The organism is Pseudoxanthomonas sp. YR558 (assembly GCF_900116385.1).
Taxonomy (GTDB): Bacteria; Pseudomonadota; Gammaproteobacteria; order Xanthomonadales; family Xanthomonadaceae; genus Pseudoxanthomonas_A.
On sequence record NZ_FPCI01000001.1, the window covers coordinates 342,695 to 357,311 of the forward strand.

The following is a 14,617-nucleotide window of genomic DNA, read 5'->3' on the forward strand; positions in this document are numbered from 1 at the left end:
AATTGCCGTGAAGACAGTCAAGGGTCCCGCGCTGTTCCTGGCGCAATTCATCGGTGACGAGCCTCCTTTCAATCGGTTGGACACGTTGGCCGAATGGGCCGCCGGGCTGGGCTATTCTGGCGTACAACTGCCCACCAGCGCGCCCTCCATCTTCGATCTGACGCGGGCGGCCCACAGCCAGGCCTATTGCGACGACATCGCCGGCACGCTGGCCCAGCACGGCATCCAGATCACCGAGCTGTCCACCCATCTGCAAGGCCAACTGGTCGCCGTCCATCCGGCCTACGACCATCTGTTCGACGGCTTCGCACCTCCAGAAAAGCGCGGCAATCCCGCAGCGCGACAGGCATGGGCGGTCGAACAGGTGGTGATGGCGGCCCAAGCCAGCCAGCGACTCGGACTGACGGCGCACGCGACATTCTCCGGCGCGTTGGCCTGGCCCTACTTCTATCCCTGGCCCCAACGGCCGGCGGGGTTGGTGGAAGAAGCGTTCGCCGAGCTTGGGCGTCGCTGGCGTCCCATTCTGGATGCCTTCGACGCACGAGGGGTGGACCTCTGCTACGAAATCCATCCCGGCGAGGACCTGCACGACGGAGCGACCTTCGAGCGATTCCTCGACGCGGTGGATCATCATCCGCGCGCCAAGATCCTCTACGACCCCAGCCATTTGCTGCTGCAGCAGATGGACTATCTCGGTTTCATCGATCGCTATCACGATCGCATCGGCATCTTCCACGTCAAGGACGCCGAATACCGCCCCAGTGCGCGCAGCGGCGTCTATGGCGGGTATGAAAACTGGATCGACCGGCCCGGCCGCTTCCGCTCGCTGGGCGATGGCCAGATCGACTTCAAGGCGATCTTCTCCAAGATGGCGCAGTACGACTTCCCCGGATGGGCCGTGCTGGAATGGGAGTGCTGCCTGAAGCATCCGGAGGACGGCGCGCGCGAAGGGGCCGCCTTCATCCGCGACCATCTGATTCGCGTGACCGAGCGCGCCTTCGACGACTTCGCCGATAGCGGCACAAGTCCCGAAGCGCTGCGCGGCATGCTGGGGATTTGAACGAACACCGACCTGGGAGGGGAAGTCATGACGTTCACCATGTCGCGCCTGAGCGCGATGATGTTCCTGCAGTTCTTCATTTGGGGGGCGTGGTTCGTCACCCTGGGTACGTATCTGGTGCAGGGCCCGCTGCAGGCCAGCGCAAGCCAGGTGGCGACCGCCTTCCTTAGCCAGTCCATCGGCGCCATCGTCGCGCCGTTCCTGGTAGGACTGATCGCCGACCGGTACTTCGCGGCGCAACGCATCCTGGGCGTGCTGCATCTGGCCGGGGCGGCGTTGATGTGGTTCGCATCCACGGCGGACAGCTTCGATGCCTTCGCCGCCTACGTGATGGCCTACATGCTGTTGTTCATGCCGACGCTGGCCTTGGTCAACAGCGTGGCGATGCGGCATATGCGGTCGCCCGAGAAACAGTTTCCGCCGGTGCGGGTTGCCGGCAGCATCGGCTGGATTGTGGCAGGGGTGCTGATCGGCTGGCTGGGTTGGGAGCAGGCGCACCGGTTGGAGCTCACGTTCCGCATGGCCGCGGCCGCTTCGTTGATGTTGGGGCTGTACGCGTTCACCCTGCCCCACACGCCCCCGCTCGCGCAGCAGCGCAACGCCACGTTGGGCCAGATCCTTGGGCTGGACGCGCTACGACTGCTGAAGTCGCGCTCGTACCTGGTGTTCTTCCTGGCCTCGATCGCCATCTGCATTCCACTGTCGTTCTACTACAACTTCACCAATCCGTATCTCAATGATCTGGGCGTGCGGGGCGCGGCCGGATTGCAATCGCTGGGCCAGGTGTCCGAAGTGCTGCTGATGCTGGCCATGCCTTTCCTGTTCGCTCGGCTGGGGGTCAAGACCATGCTGGCGGTCGGCATGGCTGCCTGGGTGCTGCGCTATGGGATGTTCGCCTATGGCGATGCGGGCAGCGGATTCGCGCTGCTGGTCATCGGCATCGTGCTGCATGGCATCTGCTACGACTTCTTCTTCGTCACCGGACAGATCTACACCGACGCCCACGCAGGCCCGGCAGTGCGCAGCAGCGCGCAAGGTTTCATCACGCTGGCCACCTATGGCGTGGGCATGTTGATCGGCACGTTTCTTTCGGGTGCGGTGGTCGAGCACTACACCACGTCGGCGGGCCCGGACTGGCAGAAGATCTGGTTGTTCCCGGCGGGCGTGGCCTTGGTCGTGTTGGTGGCCTTCCTGTTGCTGTTCCGCGAAGGCCCGGCGACCGCCGCTGCGCCCTCTTCTTCATCCGCTGGCTGAGGAGCCGGAGCATGGGCAAGTTGGGGGTCGCCATCGTCGGTACCGGGATGATCGGTGCCGTGCATCGCCGCGCGGCCTTGCTCGCCGGTGCCGTCGTCCGCGGCGTCAGCGCGTCCTCACCGGAACGTGGCGAAAGCGTGGCGAAGGCCTGGGACGTGCCGCGCGCCTATCGCGATATCGGGGAGGTCCTCGCCGACCCGCAGGTGCAGGTGGTGCACGTGTGCACCCCCAATCATCTGCACCGTGCGATGGCGCAGGCCGCGCTGGAAGCCGGCAAACACGTGATCTGCGAGAAGCCGCTGGCCACGACGCGGCAAGACGCCCAAGCCTTGGCCGACCTGGCGGCCGCTACCGGCCTGGTGGCCACGGTGCCGTTCGTGTACCGCTATCACCCTGTCGTTCGAGAGGCACGCGCACGCATCGCCGAAGGCGAACTGGGACCGCTGCGACTCATCCATGGCAGCTACCTGCAGGATTGGCTGCTGGATCCAGCCAGCAACAACTGGCGCGTGGATCCGGCGCTGGGGGGCGCTTCTCGCGTGTTCGCCGACATCGGCTCGCACTGGTGCGACCTGGTGGAATGGGTCAGCGGAGAACGCTTCGTGGAGGTCACCGCCGCATTCGAAACAGTGATCGCGCAACGCGCCGCCACCACCGGGCTGAGTTTCGCTACGCCGGCGGCGGGCGGCACCCTGCAATCGGTCGCCAGCGAGGACGTGGCCGCGGCCCTGTTCAAGACCGACAACGGCACGCTGGCTTCGTTGACGGTCAGTCAGGTGTCGGCCGGACGCCGGAACCGCTTATGGTTCGAACTCGACGGCGCGAAGGCGAGCGTGGCGTTCGATCAGGAAGACAGCGAACGACTTTGGATCGGCCGGCCCGACCAGCGCGAAGAGATCTTCGTGCGCGGTCCGGGTGCGGGAAGTGCCGAGCAACGCCGGCTGTCGGTGCTGCCGCCCGGCCACGCGCAGGGCTATGGCAACTGTTTCGACGCATTCGTCGCAGACACCTATCGCGCCATCGTTGCCGAGCGGCCTGAAGGGCTGCCGACATTCGAAGACGGTTTGCGCTCGGCGCATATCGTCGACCGCGTTATCGCCTCCGCCAGGGCGCGGGCCTGGACACCCATCCCATGATCGGCCCATAACAGGATCGGCTCCCCGTCTTGTACGCATTCATCCGACCGTTGAGTACACCATGACCGCCACGCCATTGCGCAGAATCGCAACCGCCACGCTGTTGTTCCTCTCTTCCTTGCCCGGCTTCGCCCAGGACGCTGCAACGCCGGCCAAGCCCATTGCGGTGCAGATGTACACACTGCGCCATGTGGCCTCGCTCGATCAACAATTGAAGATCGTGCACGATGCCGGCATCCGGGCAGTGGAAACCGTTGGCACGCAGAATGTCGGTGCGGCAGAGTTGAAGCGATTGCTGGACAAGTATTCGATCAGGGTCATCTCCAGCCATGTGCAACTGGCGGATCTACGCACGGATCTGGAGGGTGTGATCGCCTTCAACGAGGCGATTGGTAACGCTGTGCTAGTGGTGCCGTACCTAAGCGAGAAGGAACGGCCGACCGATGCGGCCGGCTGGACGGCCCTAGGCAAAGAATTGGCCGGCATCTCACAGCAGGTGCAGGCCAAGGGCATGACGCTGGCTTACCACAATCACGACTTCGAACTGGTCGATTTCGCCGGCAAGACAGGGCTGGATTTGCTGTTCGAAGCGGCCGGCCCCGGGCTCAAGACCGAGCTGGATTTGGCGTGGGTGGCACGCGCCGGACTCGACCCCGCGGTGACGCTGGGCAAATTTCGCGGACGCCTGTTCGCGGTTCATGCGAAGGACAACGCAGCCCAGGGCCAAGCTCAGGACGAAGGCGGCTTTGCTGCCGTCGGCAAGGGTGTGCTGAATTGGACGTCGATCCTGTCCGCCGCCGAAGCAGCGGGCGTGCAGTGGTTCATCATCGAGCATGACCACCCGCGCGATCCTGCTTCGGTCATCGAAGCCGGCGCGGATTACCTCAACGAACACCTGCCTGCGACCGCAGCGCGCTGATACGGGAGTCACCCGATGCGGAAACTTGTCATGCTGGCCGGCCTGTCTCTCGTGATGGCGACCTTCGTGCCTGTCCTGGCGGCTTCGCAGGATGCGCCAGCAGGTGCCCGGCTCTATGCCAGCCAGTGCTCAGCGTGTCACGGCGCGGATCGCGCCGGTATCCCAGGCACCTTTCCCGCGCTTACCAACGTCGGCGAACGGCTGGACGAGAAGCAGATCAAGGAAAAGATCGTGAAGGGTGGCGGATTGATGCCGCCCTTCACTCAACTCTCGCAGAAAGACATCGACGACCTGGTCGCCTTCCTCAAGCAGAAATAAGGAGCACGCAGCTGCTCAGCCGCTCACCCGCCGCCTAGAGCTCACGCACCCAGATATTGCGGAAGCTGACCTTCGCGTCGTGATCCTGCAGAGCAATCGGGGCGCAGCCATGGGGCGGATACGAGGGCGCACCGATGTACTCGGTCTTGCCCGACAAGACAGTATCGTTCTGCACCAGCACGCCGTTATGCAGCACCGTGATGCGTGCCGGCGAAACAAGGCCGCCGCCTTCGGAGAACCGTGGCGCCTTCCAGATCACGTCATACACCTGCCATTGGCCCGGTGCGCGCGAGGCGTTCACCAGCGGAATGGCTTGCTTGTAGATCGACGCCGCCTGGCCGTTGGGATATGTCGGATTGTTGTAGCTGTCGAGCACCTGCAGCTCGTAGACCTCCTGCAGGAAGATGCCGCTGTTGCCACGCTGCTGCCCCTCGAAACCCCGGGTGTCGGTGGGGGTACGCCATTCCACATGCAGCTGGATGTCGCAGAAGCGCTGCTTCGTGCGGATTCCCTTGCTGCCTGGCACCACGGTGAACGCACCATCGGCGACGGCCCAGCGCGCTTCTCCGCCCTGCTCCGCTTCCCACGCTGAAAGATCCTTGCCGCCAAACAACACCACGGCATCGGAAGGTGCGGCATCCCTAGGCGTGGCCACCATCGCCGGAACCGGCTTCCAGACTTCCGTCCTGGCAGGATCGCCTTGCGGGCCCGCCACGGCTTGCGCGGCCGCGGGAACTGCGGCCAGCAGACAGGTAGCCAGCAGGATCGGTTGCGTCATCAGGGTCATGGCGTTTCCAGTGAGGGAGTGAAGCTGGGACGAATCGCATAGTCCGCTCATTCGGTGGCCCATGCGGGCGTGCCCGGCGTGTACGCCAGATCGCCGTCATAGCGCCCCGGCACGGCGACGTACTGCAGCGCCTCGGTTGCGCCTGGCCGCGAGGTGAAGAAGCTGAAGATGGCCAGTTGCTTGAGCATCGTGAAGTAGTGCGCCTTCAATGGCCCTCGATCGGCGCCACCGGCCCGCGCCGTGGTGGCCAGTTGCGTCCTGGCTTCGGCATCCAGCGTGCGTAGGAGCGCGGTGCGCGCCTCATGCGTCAGCGCAAGAAAACGTCGGCCGCCTCGCCGGTCCAGATCGACGAGGCCGTCTCGGAGGATCGCCTGGTTTTCAGGCGTGTAGCAATCGACCACGTACTGGGCGATGAAAGCCCCCGCACCCGCATCTTTGGCGCCCGGCGTCCTGGTACGCGGCAGAATGGTATCGGCCACTTCGTCCAGCAGTGCCACATCGGTTGCGGAAAAGGCGCTCGCGCCGCCGGGGACCGGCCCCTGCGCGTAGGCGGACGCAGGCAGGCCGATCATGGCCGCGCCCGTGGCAGCGGCGATCATCTTCAGAAGTTCTCGACGCTCCATCACAAGTTCCCCGCCTTGAGTTCGCGCACCGCATGGTCCGCCGCCCTCGCGGTCAGCGCCATGTACGTCAGCGACGGATTCACGCAGGCGCTGGAGGTCATACACGCGCCGTCTGTCACATAGACATTCGGCGCATCCCAGACTTGGTTGTGCATGTTCAGAACCGAATTCTTCCTGTCGCGTCCCATCCGTGCGGTTCCCATTTCATGGATGCCCATGCCGGGCGCGTAGTCGTTGTCATGCGCTTTCACATCCTTGATGCCTGCCGCCTCCAGCATTTCAGCGGCATCGTTGCCCATGTCCTTGCGCATCGCTAGTTCGTTCTCGCGCATGGACACGTCCATCGCCAGCACCGGCAGGCCCCACTTGTCCTTGCGACTCGGGTCCAGACTGATCCGGTTGTCGTGGTACGGCAGCATCTCGCCGAATCCGGTCATACCGATTCGCCAGTCGCCGGGCTGGGTCAGCGCGTCCTTCAGCTCGGCCCCGATGTTGAGTTCGGCGATCTCGCGGGACCAGCCCGTGCGGCTGGCGCCGCCCTGATAGCCGAAGCCGCGTGCATAAGCGCGCTTGTCGCTGCCGACGTTGCGGAAACGCGGAATGTAGAAACCGCAGGGACGACGACCGGAATAGTACTTGTCCTCGTAACCATCGACGCGGCCCGATGCGCCCACGCGGAAATGATGGTCCATGACGTTGTGTCCCAGTTCGCCCGAAGAGGAGCCCAGCCCACCTTCCCAGACGTCGGTGGCCGAGTTCATCAGCAGCCACGTGGAATTGAAGGAAGAAGCATTGAGGAAGATGACCTTGGCCGTGTACTGGTAGGTCTGGCCACTTTCGGCATCGATGATCTCAACCCCTCGCGCACGCTTGCGATCCTTGTCGTACAACACCTCCTTGACGATCGAGAACGGTCGCAGCGTCAGGTTGCCCGTTTTCATCGCCGCCGGCAGCGTGGCCGATTGGGTGGAAAAGTACGCGCCGAAAGGACAGCCCAGGATGCACTTGTTGCGGTACTGGCAGTTGACCCGGCCCTGTTCTGGCTTGGGCTGGGTGATGTTGGCGGTGCGCGAATGGATCAGATGGCGCGTACCCCCAAAGGCCTGCTTGATACGCGCCGCCACGTCTTTCTCGACGATGTTCAACGGAATCGGGGGAAGGAATTCGCCGTCGGGCAGCACATCCAAACCCTCGCGCGTTCCGGCGATGCCTGCGAACTTCTCGACGTAGTCGTACCAGGGCGCGATGTCGGCATAGCGGATCGGCCAGTCGGTGGCGATCCCCTCTTTCAGGTTCGCTTCGAAATCCAGATCCGACAAGCGATAGCTCTGTCGGCCCCAGAGCAGCGATCGGCCCCCGACATGGTAGCCGCGGTACCAATCGAAACGTTGGGTTTCCGTATAAGGGCAATCCTGCTCGTTCGCCCACATATCCAGTGTGCTCTCTCCAAGGCCGCCATCGCGCACTCGGACGGGGAACTTCGCCCGCATCTCCTGGGTGGGATGATTGCGATGCGGAAAGTCCCACGACTCCTTCATCGCGTTCACGTAGCCCTTGACGTGTTCGATGTTGCGCCCGCGCTCAAGCATCAACACTTTGAGGCCTTTTTCGGTCAGTTCTTTGGCAGCCCAGCCGCCGCTGATTCCCGAGCCGACGACGATGGCGTCGTAGTGATTGTCTACCATGGGTGTTTGCCTCGGTGGATATCGGATTCAGACGTCACACAGGCGTATCGCTTCGCGCAGCGAAGAGATCGGATCGGCGGCGGCAGGCACGAACTCCTGCGCGATGTAGCCGTCGAAGCCGGTATCGCGGATAGCGCGACAGATGGCGCGATAGTTGAGCTCTTGGTCCTCGCCGATCTCATGTCGGCCAGGGACGCCCGCAGTGTGGTAATGCTTGAAGAAAGTATGGTGTTTGCGGATCGTGGCGATCACGTCGCCTTCCATGATCTGCATGTGGTAGATGTCGTAAAGCAGGGCGAAATGATCGGAGCCCAAGCGCTCGCACAGCGCCACGCCCCAGTCGGAGCGATCGCACAGATAGTCGGGGTGATCCACCTTGGAATTCAGCAATTCCATGACCAGCATGACGCCGCGCTTCTCTGCATGGCCCAGGATCCGCTTCAAACCGGCTTCGGCGTTGGCCAAACCCTCCTGCGGGTCCATGCCGTTGCGATTGCCCGAGAAGCAAATGAGGTTGCGGTAACCGGCGTCGGCCACCAGGTCGATGTGGCGCGTATAGCGATCGACCAGCTCATCGTGGAACTGGGGCGCGGCAAAACCCTTATCCAGGCCAAGTTCTGCGCCGTTGCACATCGAGCTGAACACGCCATGCGTCTTCAGCGTCGGCCAGTCTTCAGGCCCGACCAGATCGATGGCGGCAAATCCGATGCCCCTGACGGCCTTGCACAACTGGGCGATCGATAGCTTCGGGAAGGTCCAGCGGGCAACGGAGTGCTTCAGCCTGCCCTTTAGCGGCGCTGTCGTATCGGTCCCGGCCACCAATCCGGCACTGGCCAGCCCGACGCCGCTCACCACGGCAGCGCGCAGCGCTTCCCGGCGTGTAAGCCCCGTGCCCTGCACGCTCACGCAGCAAGCCTCGTAGAGGCCGCGCCTGGGATCAGCACTCCAGCCGTCGCGGTCATCACGGAAGAAGATGCATCGGACGAGATGCGACGGGCCAGTCCGAATGGATAGACATACATCGATTCCCGGCCTCCCAACCGGCACGAAGCTCGACGTTTCGCCTCAATGCAATCGATTGCACCATAAAGCAGCTCCGTGCTCGCATGCAAGACGTGGCGCACGAATTCTTATGTTGCGAGGCACAACAATCCGAACGCTGCGCGTGCATCACGACGCTATTCTCGGTGCCCCTCACACTCCTGCTCTACACCTCAGCAGGACGCCACGCGAGCTCGAAGGTCAGCTCGAGCCGCTGGCCAGGCGACAGCATGTGCGGCGCCAGACTGAAGGCATCTGGCGGGCCCGTCTGCGGCTCTACGCACGTAGCGAGCGCGGCGCCATCAAAGACTACCCAATGGTCCGTATCCGCACGCAGGCAAAGGCGTTGCCTTTCCCGCTCCAGGACGATCTCTTTCCGCACGATGAAGCAGTCGTCCCAAGGCCCATGCGTAGGGGGCACCATGGGCAACGTCGCGATGCCCGACGCGTCGAGCGGGTACATCGCTTCTGGATGGAATTCGAGACGGTCGGGCTTGCGAAACCAGGGATGCCAACCCAGCGTGGCCGGCATCGCCTGTTCTTCGGCCTGCACGGACAACATCAGGCGAAGCATGTTGTCGGCGAGGATCACGGACTGCCGTGCAACACCGCCGAAGGGCCAATAGCGATCGCGGGGTAACGCCAACGACAGGACGGCCTGCGAAGGATGTGGTGCATCGATTCGCCATGCGCGCGAGTAGCCGACGCCGTGGATGGCATGCGAACCGAAGTTCGTCGGCACTCGGTATGTGCGCCCACCGAAGTCGAAGCGCCCTTCCCTCACTCTGCCCGCCCACGGCACCATGGGATAGCAGCCCCACCCGATGGATACGCCTGACGGAGAGGTCACCGATTGCTCGTCCGTATCAGATGGCCCGGGATTCAACGCGAAAGCGAAGAATGGCGGTTTGCGTAAGTAATCGAACAGTCGCCTGTGGGCGGGCCCATCAGCGTTGCCAAGCCGCTGGCCTGCACGTTACGTGCAAGCTCGGAAGAAGCCGGGCTTACCGAAGCGCGGCCCCGCATCGCGGTGTGAGTGGAATGCATTGGCGACAGGCTTGGCATCTATCGCCGTCACGGGGGGCGGCTAAGGCGGGATGTGGCGAGAAGGCCTGGACGCGCCCTCAGTGGCCCCGTATCCACGGCGCCAGAACGCGCAACCAATGCGGCCGCCAGCTCAGCGTGAACGCGATGGAAAGTGCGGCCCCCGCAAGTGCCATGAACCACACCAGGACGGCCATCGTGGCGTGATCAGCGCTCAGGCACAGCGCGAATGCTGTGAGCAGTGCGGCGCTGCCGAGCCACCGCAACACTTTGAGTGCCATCGGCGACGGCGCGTGTTTCCAAGTCTGCTGGGCGTGGACTTGCATCGACAATGCCAGCCATCCCATGCCAGCGACGCTGGCGAGGATGGCAAACGATAACAGGCTGCCGTGGGACGCCGGATCAGGCACGTGCCACCCCCTGCGAAGCCGCAGGGCCCTGCCCGGCCTGCAGCGCACGCTGGCGCAGCTTGATCGCCGTGAGGATGGCGATCACCGCGCCGCCGAGGATGAAGAGATCAACGCCGGCCACCGGCCAGTAGCCCTGTGCAAGCGTGCGCACGAGATGGTCGCCCGTGGTCACCCAATTCAGGATCACCACGGACACGGCGAGCACCGCAATGGCCCAGCACTGTTCCCGCCATGCTGGATTTGCCAGGCCGCGCGCCACCGGTGCGCTGCGCAAGCCTGCGTGGATAAAGGCCAATGCCCACGTGCCCCAGAACGCATAACGTTCCCAATCGCCACGTGCCGGCAGATCTTCGGGAAGCAGTCGGTTGGCGGCCAGGATCCCCAGCGTCGCCAGGACCATGCCGGTCACCGCCGTCACCGCGAGCGCATCGACGATCCGCGCGCCCTGGCTTCCCAGTTGGGCATGCTGCCGTTTGCGTTTCTCGACGAAGAAGACGAATCCGGTCGCGATGCATACCGCACCCGCCAGGCCACCCAACACATATAGCCAACGCAGCAGCCAGTGACGGAAATGCTGCAGATGCAGGCCGGTGAGGAACTCCGCCATGCGGCCTACCGGCGTGGCGGCAGGATCTTCGCGGATCAATTCGCCGGTGGCGGCCTTGAAGTGGATGCCGTCACCGACCAAGGCAATGCGGTCGGTGCCCGCGCGGTAGACGCTGACATAACCGTTGGCATCGCCGACATGCTGGAGCACCAGGAAGCCCACCTCGCCCGCCTTGTCCTTGGCCTTCCAGCGACGCTGGGCGTCGGCGACCATCGCATCGACATTCGCCAGGCCTGCGGGCACGCCGGCGCGCTGGTGCGGCAGGCCGGTCTCGCGCGCTTCCACTTCGGCATGCAGGTCGTGCAGCTCGTGCAACTGCGTGTGACCCAGTGGGAAGTAATAGGTCGCAGCGAAGATCAGCAGGCCGGTCAGAGCGAAGAAGAAATGGAACGGCAACGCCACCACGCCGGTGAGGTTGTGCAGGTCCAGCACGCTGCGCAGGCGCGCTTTGCCCGGCCGGAAGGTGAAGAATTCGCGGAAGATCTTGCGATGCATGACCACGCCGCTGACCAGTGCGGCGAGCATCACCAACGCGGACAGGCCCACGATGAAGATGCCGAGGTTCTTCCAGTCCAGCGTCAGGCTGTAGTGCATCGGATAGAAGAATCCGCTGCCGATCTTCAACCGGTCGTTCGGCAACAGGGTGCCGTCACGTGGATCGATGGTCGCATCGGCCCAGATCGTTTCGTCGGGGTCCTTGGCGTTAGGCACCTCGTAGCCGGCGAACAACGCCAGCACCGGGTCGCGGTGCGTGGTGTAAGCGCTCCAACTGACGACGGTGTCGAAGCGCTCGGGCATCGGGCCGTTCACGCGCGGGCGCGCAGCGTCCACCGTCGCCTGCAGAGGTTGCATGCGCTCGAACGCGGGCCGCAGGATCTTTTCGTACGAAGGCATCGACTGAGGTTCGAAGCGCGTGGACGGGATCGCCCAGCGGTCGATCTCGCGATCGAAGACCGACAGCGCGCCGAAGAAGAACGCTGCCATCAATACGAAACCCAGCACGAGGCCGAACCAGGTGTGGAGCCAGGCCATCGCCTGTCGGAAGCTCTGGAACATGATGCCCTCCCCTGCCTCAGACCAACAGGGACTGCACGAAGGAGCCGGTGGCCGCGAGTACGCCGCCACCGACCACCGTCACCAGCCACACCCAGCGCAGCCGACGCGCCGCGATCGCCCACAGGAACACGCCAAGGAACGCCAGCACGCCGATCATGCTGCCGAGGAACTCGGCGTCATGAAAATCCATGCCGGCGGCGACCATCAGGCTGGCGCCCGTGGCGACGATGCCCCAAGCGAATGCGTAGCCGCCCAGGATGGCGGCCGCCACGCGAGCGATGACCTGAGTACGTGGCGAACGGGAAGGAATCGCGGTGGTGGACATGGTGGCGTCGGCTACCTTCTTGCGGTGGATCAGAAACGGTATTCCAGGCTCAGCGACCAGTGGCGCGGGGCGCCGTAGTAGCCGATCTGGTACAGCGTGTTGATGTACTTCTCATCGGTCAGGTTGCCGACGTTGGCGCGCACGGTCGCATTCTCCAGGAAATCCCACGCGGCGAACGCATTCACCACCGCATAGCTGTCCTGGCGCACGGTCTGGCCGGTGTAGCTTTCGATGTTGGAAATGGCGCTCTGCCAGCGCCCGCCGATACCGAACGAGAAGGCCTCGTAGCTCGGCAGGCGTGCGCTGAGCATCAGGTTGGCGGTGCGGCGCGGCACCCAGTTGTAGGTCAGCGTACCTTCTTCACCGTCCATCTTCAGATGCGTGTAACCGAACACCAGGTCGAGATGATCGGTCAGCTTGCCGGTGGCTTCGAATTCCCAGCCCTTCGATTCCACGTCCTTGGCGACGTAGTAGTTCATCAAGGTATCGGGGTTGTAGCCCTGGTACGTCGCCAAGCCTTCCTGCTCGGCGGAGAAGTACGCAAGCGTGGTCAGCAGTCGGCTGTCGAGCCACTCGGCCTTGATGCCGGCTTCGTAGTTGACGCCCTTCGACGGCGCCAGGTAGAAGCCGTCGAAATCGCGCTGGTCCTGCGGCTGGTAGATGTCCGAGTAGCTGACATAACCCAGGATGTTCTCGTTGAAGTCGTAGGTCAGGCCTGCGTACGGGCTGGTGTTGCTTTCGGTTTCGGCAAACGGCACGCCATCGTTGTTGCCGTCGCGGTGGTACTCGGCGAAGTTGACGCCGACGATGGCCTTGAAATCCTCGGTCAGCGCGATGCGCGTGGCACCAAAGGCGCGCTTCAGCCGCTGGTTGAACTCGCTCGACGGCACCTGTGCGCCCCACACGGGTTCAGGCACGGAATCGCCCGTGTACGGGAAGCCCGGAAGCAAACCGAACGCCGGCGAATCGGACGGCGCAGGGTTGAACCAGTAGCCCTGCTCGCTTTCCGACTGACTGATGCCGAACATCGCTTCATGCTCGCGTCCGAACAACTGGAAGCGGCCGTTGAGGGTCAGGTCCACCAGATCCGACGTCAGCTCGTCCTGGCCCTTGTAGGCCCAGCCCACGAGGCCGGTGCCCGTAACCGGATCCAGGCCGGTCATCGAGTAGGCGAAGAACAGCTCGTCGTCGTTGTCGCCCTTGCGATGGTTGTAGGTCGCCTTGAGCTGCCAGCTGTCGCCCAACTGATGCGTGTATTCGACGAACGCGGTCTGGGTGTTGGTGTTCCAATAGGTCCAGTCCAGCGTAGTGGATGCGCCGACGTCCCACGAAGGCTGCGTGCCATCGGCGTTCACGAACGGCAGCGCGCCCCACATGTTGCCAGTGGTGTCGGCCTGCTGCCAGGAATAGCCGAACGCGAGCGTACCGTTCTCGCCGATCTGGCCATCGATCACCGCATAGCCGAAGGTTCGCTCGGTTTCGTAGTCGCGCAGATAGGAATCGCCTTCCTCGCGCGCCACCACCACGCGGCCGGCCCAGGTGCCGACCTCGTTGAATGGCATGGAGTAGTCGAACTCGACGCGGCGCTCGCCCCAGGAACCGATCTTCACGCCCACCTTGCCTTCGGCGTCGTTGGTCGGGCGCTTGCGCACGTAGTTGATCGTACCGGCCGAGTTGCCGACGCCGGTGAGCAGACCGTTCGCGCCGCGGATGACTTCCAGCTTCTCGTAACCGAATGCGTCCATCGCGCCGGTGGCGATGCCCCAGTCGTTGGGCATGCCGACGCCGTCGATCTGCGTGCTCTTGATCTCGAAACCACGCGCCAGGTAGTTGGTACGGTTGGTTTCCCACTCTTCCACCTGGATGCCGGTGGCCAGGCGCAGGGCGTCGTTCAAGCTGTCGGCACCGAACTGGATCATCTGTTCGTTGCTGACCACGCTGATGGACTGCGGTGTTTCCTTGATGGCGAGGTCGAGGTTGGTGGCGCCGTTGCTGACGCGGTTGGCACGCTGACCACGGACCAGCACGGTGTCCAGGTCGGTGGCCGTCACCTCGCCGCTCGGCAGCGGCCCAGAGGCATCCTGCGGGGCAGCGAGGGCCACCAAAGGTCCGCTGGCCAACGCGAAGCAGATGGCGGCGCGCAGTGCATTCGGCATGAAGGTCTTGCAGGTGTCGGAAACGGCGTGCGGACGATTCGGCATGGACATGGGGATACGGAGAGCCTGTGGGAGATGGCGGCGCACGCTCACGCGCGCCGTAGCCGCATCGCCCGGAGCGACGCGTCTTCAGCGCAAGTGGCGAGGCACTTGATGGCCGTATTAAATGCGAATGATTGTCATTTTGCAAGCAGCC

The 14,617-nt window shown here is 63.8% G+C and carries 14 protein-coding genes; 5 read left to right on the forward strand and 9 right to left on the reverse strand.

All coding sequences use genetic code 11. From position 1 onward, the window contains the following. The first annotated feature begins 7 nt into the window (after nt 1-7). From BM365_RS01560 to BM365_RS01580, 5 genes are all read left to right on the forward strand, one after another. Nucleotides 8-1,060, forward strand: coding sequence for a sugar phosphate isomerase/epimerase family protein (locus tag BM365_RS01560; RefSeq protein WP_093485982.1), 1,053 nt, complete (start codon nt 8-10; stop codon nt 1,058-1,060). Nucleotides 1,061-1,087: 27 nt separating this feature from the next. Continuing rightward, nucleotides 1,088-2,314 carry a nucleoside permease gene (locus BM365_RS01565; RefSeq protein ID WP_093485984.1) on the forward strand — a complete coding sequence of 409 codons (1,227 nt, stop codon included), beginning with the start codon at nt 1,088-1,090 and terminating at the stop codon, nt 2,312-2,314. An 11-nt stretch (nt 2,315-2,325) separates the two neighbouring features. Then, nucleotides 2,326-3,450, forward strand: coding sequence for a Gfo/Idh/MocA family protein (locus tag BM365_RS01570; RefSeq protein ID WP_093485986.1), 1,125 nt, complete (start codon nt 2,326-2,328; stop codon nt 3,448-3,450). A 61-nt stretch (nt 3,451-3,511) separates the two neighbouring features. After that, nucleotides 3,512-4,369: a sugar phosphate isomerase/epimerase family protein gene (locus BM365_RS01575; RefSeq protein WP_093485988.1), complete on the forward strand. Its 858-nt coding sequence runs from the start codon at nt 3,512-3,514 to the stop codon at nt 4,367-4,369. Between the two features lie 54 nt (nt 4,370-4,423). Then, on the forward strand, nt 4,424-4,687 hold the full coding sequence (locus tag BM365_RS01580; protein ID WP_093489369.1) for a c-type cytochrome: 264 nt from the start codon (nt 4,424-4,426) through the stop codon (nt 4,685-4,687). Nucleotides 4,688-4,721: 34 nt separating this feature from the next. On the opposite strand, the gene BM365_RS01585 is transcribed toward BM365_RS01580, so the two are convergent. The 9 genes from BM365_RS01585 to BM365_RS01625 form a co-directional block, all read right to left on the reverse strand. After that, on the reverse strand, nt 4,722-5,465 hold the full coding sequence (locus tag BM365_RS01585) for a 3-keto-disaccharide hydrolase (protein ID WP_093489371.1): 744 nt from the start codon (nt 5,463-5,465) through the stop codon (nt 4,722-4,724). A 56-nt stretch (nt 5,466-5,521) separates the two neighbouring features. Continuing rightward, entirely contained in the window at nt 5,522-6,097 is a 576-nt protein-coding gene (locus BM365_RS01590; protein WP_093485990.1) for a gluconate 2-dehydrogenase subunit 3 family protein, read from the reverse strand. Next, nucleotides 6,097-7,782, reverse strand: coding sequence for a GMC oxidoreductase (locus tag BM365_RS01595; protein WP_093485992.1), 1,686 nt, complete (start codon nt 7,780-7,782; stop codon nt 6,097-6,099). The genes BM365_RS01590 and BM365_RS01595 overlap by 1 nt, the downstream gene beginning before the upstream one ends. Before the next feature lie 27 nt (nt 7,783-7,809). Further along, nucleotides 7,810-8,637 carry a hydroxypyruvate isomerase family protein gene (locus BM365_RS01600; protein ID WP_233210865.1) on the reverse strand — a complete coding sequence of 276 codons (828 nt, stop codon included), beginning with the start codon at nt 8,635-8,637 and terminating at the stop codon, nt 7,810-7,812. Nucleotides 8,638-8,989: 352 nt separating this feature from the next. Beyond that, nucleotides 8,990-9,628, reverse strand: a complete 639-nt coding sequence (locus tag BM365_RS01605; protein ID WP_093485994.1) for an aldose epimerase family protein — start codon at nt 9,626-9,628, stop codon at nt 8,990-8,992. A gap of 319 nt (nt 9,629-9,947) precedes the next feature. Beyond that, nucleotides 9,948-10,277: a DUF3325 domain-containing protein gene (locus tag BM365_RS01610; protein WP_233210786.1), complete on the reverse strand. Its 330-nt coding sequence runs from the start codon at nt 10,275-10,277 to the stop codon at nt 9,948-9,950. Then, the gene (locus tag BM365_RS01615) at nt 10,270-11,940 is read right to left on the reverse strand and encodes a PepSY-associated TM helix domain-containing protein (RefSeq protein WP_093485996.1); all 1,671 of its coding nucleotides are present in this window, start codon (nt 11,938-11,940) and stop codon (nt 10,270-10,272) included. Before BM365_RS01615 ends, BM365_RS01610 begins: the two co-directional genes overlap by 8 nt. Before the next feature lie 16 nt (nt 11,941-11,956). Further along, nucleotides 11,957-12,265 (reverse strand): iron uptake protein, encoded by a 309-nt coding sequence (locus BM365_RS01620; protein WP_093485998.1) that lies wholly within the window; start codon nt 12,263-12,265, stop codon nt 11,957-11,959. A 29-nt stretch (nt 12,266-12,294) separates the two neighbouring features. Further along, entirely contained in the window at nt 12,295-14,472 is a 2,178-nt protein-coding gene (locus BM365_RS01625) for a TonB-dependent siderophore receptor (protein ID WP_233210785.1), read from the reverse strand. Nucleotides 14,473-14,617 lie beyond the last annotated feature (145 nt).

What these genes read in the sequence shown, in the direction of transcription:
- BM365_RS01565 (WP_093485984.1), top strand. Translation starts at nt 1,088, where the DNA reads ATGACGTTCACCATGTCGCGCCTGAGCGCGATGATGTTCCTGCAGTTC.
- BM365_RS01570 (WP_093485986.1), top strand. Translation starts at nt 2,326, where the DNA reads ATGGGCAAGTTGGGGGTCGCCATCGTCGGTACCGGGATGATCGGTGCC.
- BM365_RS01575 (WP_093485988.1), top strand. Translation starts at nt 3,512, where the DNA reads ATGACCGCCACGCCATTGCGCAGAATCGCAACCGCCACGCTGTTGTTC.
- BM365_RS01580 (WP_093489369.1), top strand. Translation starts at nt 4,424, where the DNA reads ATGGCGACCTTCGTGCCTGTCCTGGCGGCTTCGCAGGATGCGCCAGCA.
- BM365_RS01585 (WP_093489371.1), bottom strand. Translation starts at nt 5,465, where the DNA reads ATGACGCAACCGATCCTGCTGGCTACCTGTCTGCTGGCCGCAGTTCCC.
- BM365_RS01590 (WP_093485990.1), bottom strand. Translation starts at nt 6,097, where the DNA reads ATGGAGCGTCGAGAACTTCTGAAGATGATCGCCGCTGCCACGGGCGCG.
- BM365_RS01595 (WP_093485992.1), bottom strand. Translation starts at nt 7,782, where the DNA reads ATGGTAGACAATCACTACGACGCCATCGTCGTCGGCTCGGGAATCAGC.
- BM365_RS01605 (WP_093485994.1), bottom strand. Translation starts at nt 9,628, where the DNA reads ATGGTGCCGTGGGCGGGCAGAGTGAGGGAAGGGCGCTTCGACTTCGGT.
- BM365_RS01615 (WP_093485996.1), bottom strand. Translation starts at nt 11,940, where the DNA reads ATGTTCCAGAGCTTCCGACAGGCGATGGCCTGGCTCCACACCTGGTTC.
- BM365_RS01620 (WP_093485998.1), bottom strand. Translation starts at nt 12,265, where the DNA reads ATGTCCACCACCGCGATTCCTTCCCGTTCGCCACGTACTCAGGTCATC.
- BM365_RS01625 (WP_233210785.1), bottom strand. Translation starts at nt 14,472, where the DNA reads ATGTCCATGCCGAATCGTCCGCACGCCGTTTCCGACACCTGCAAGACC.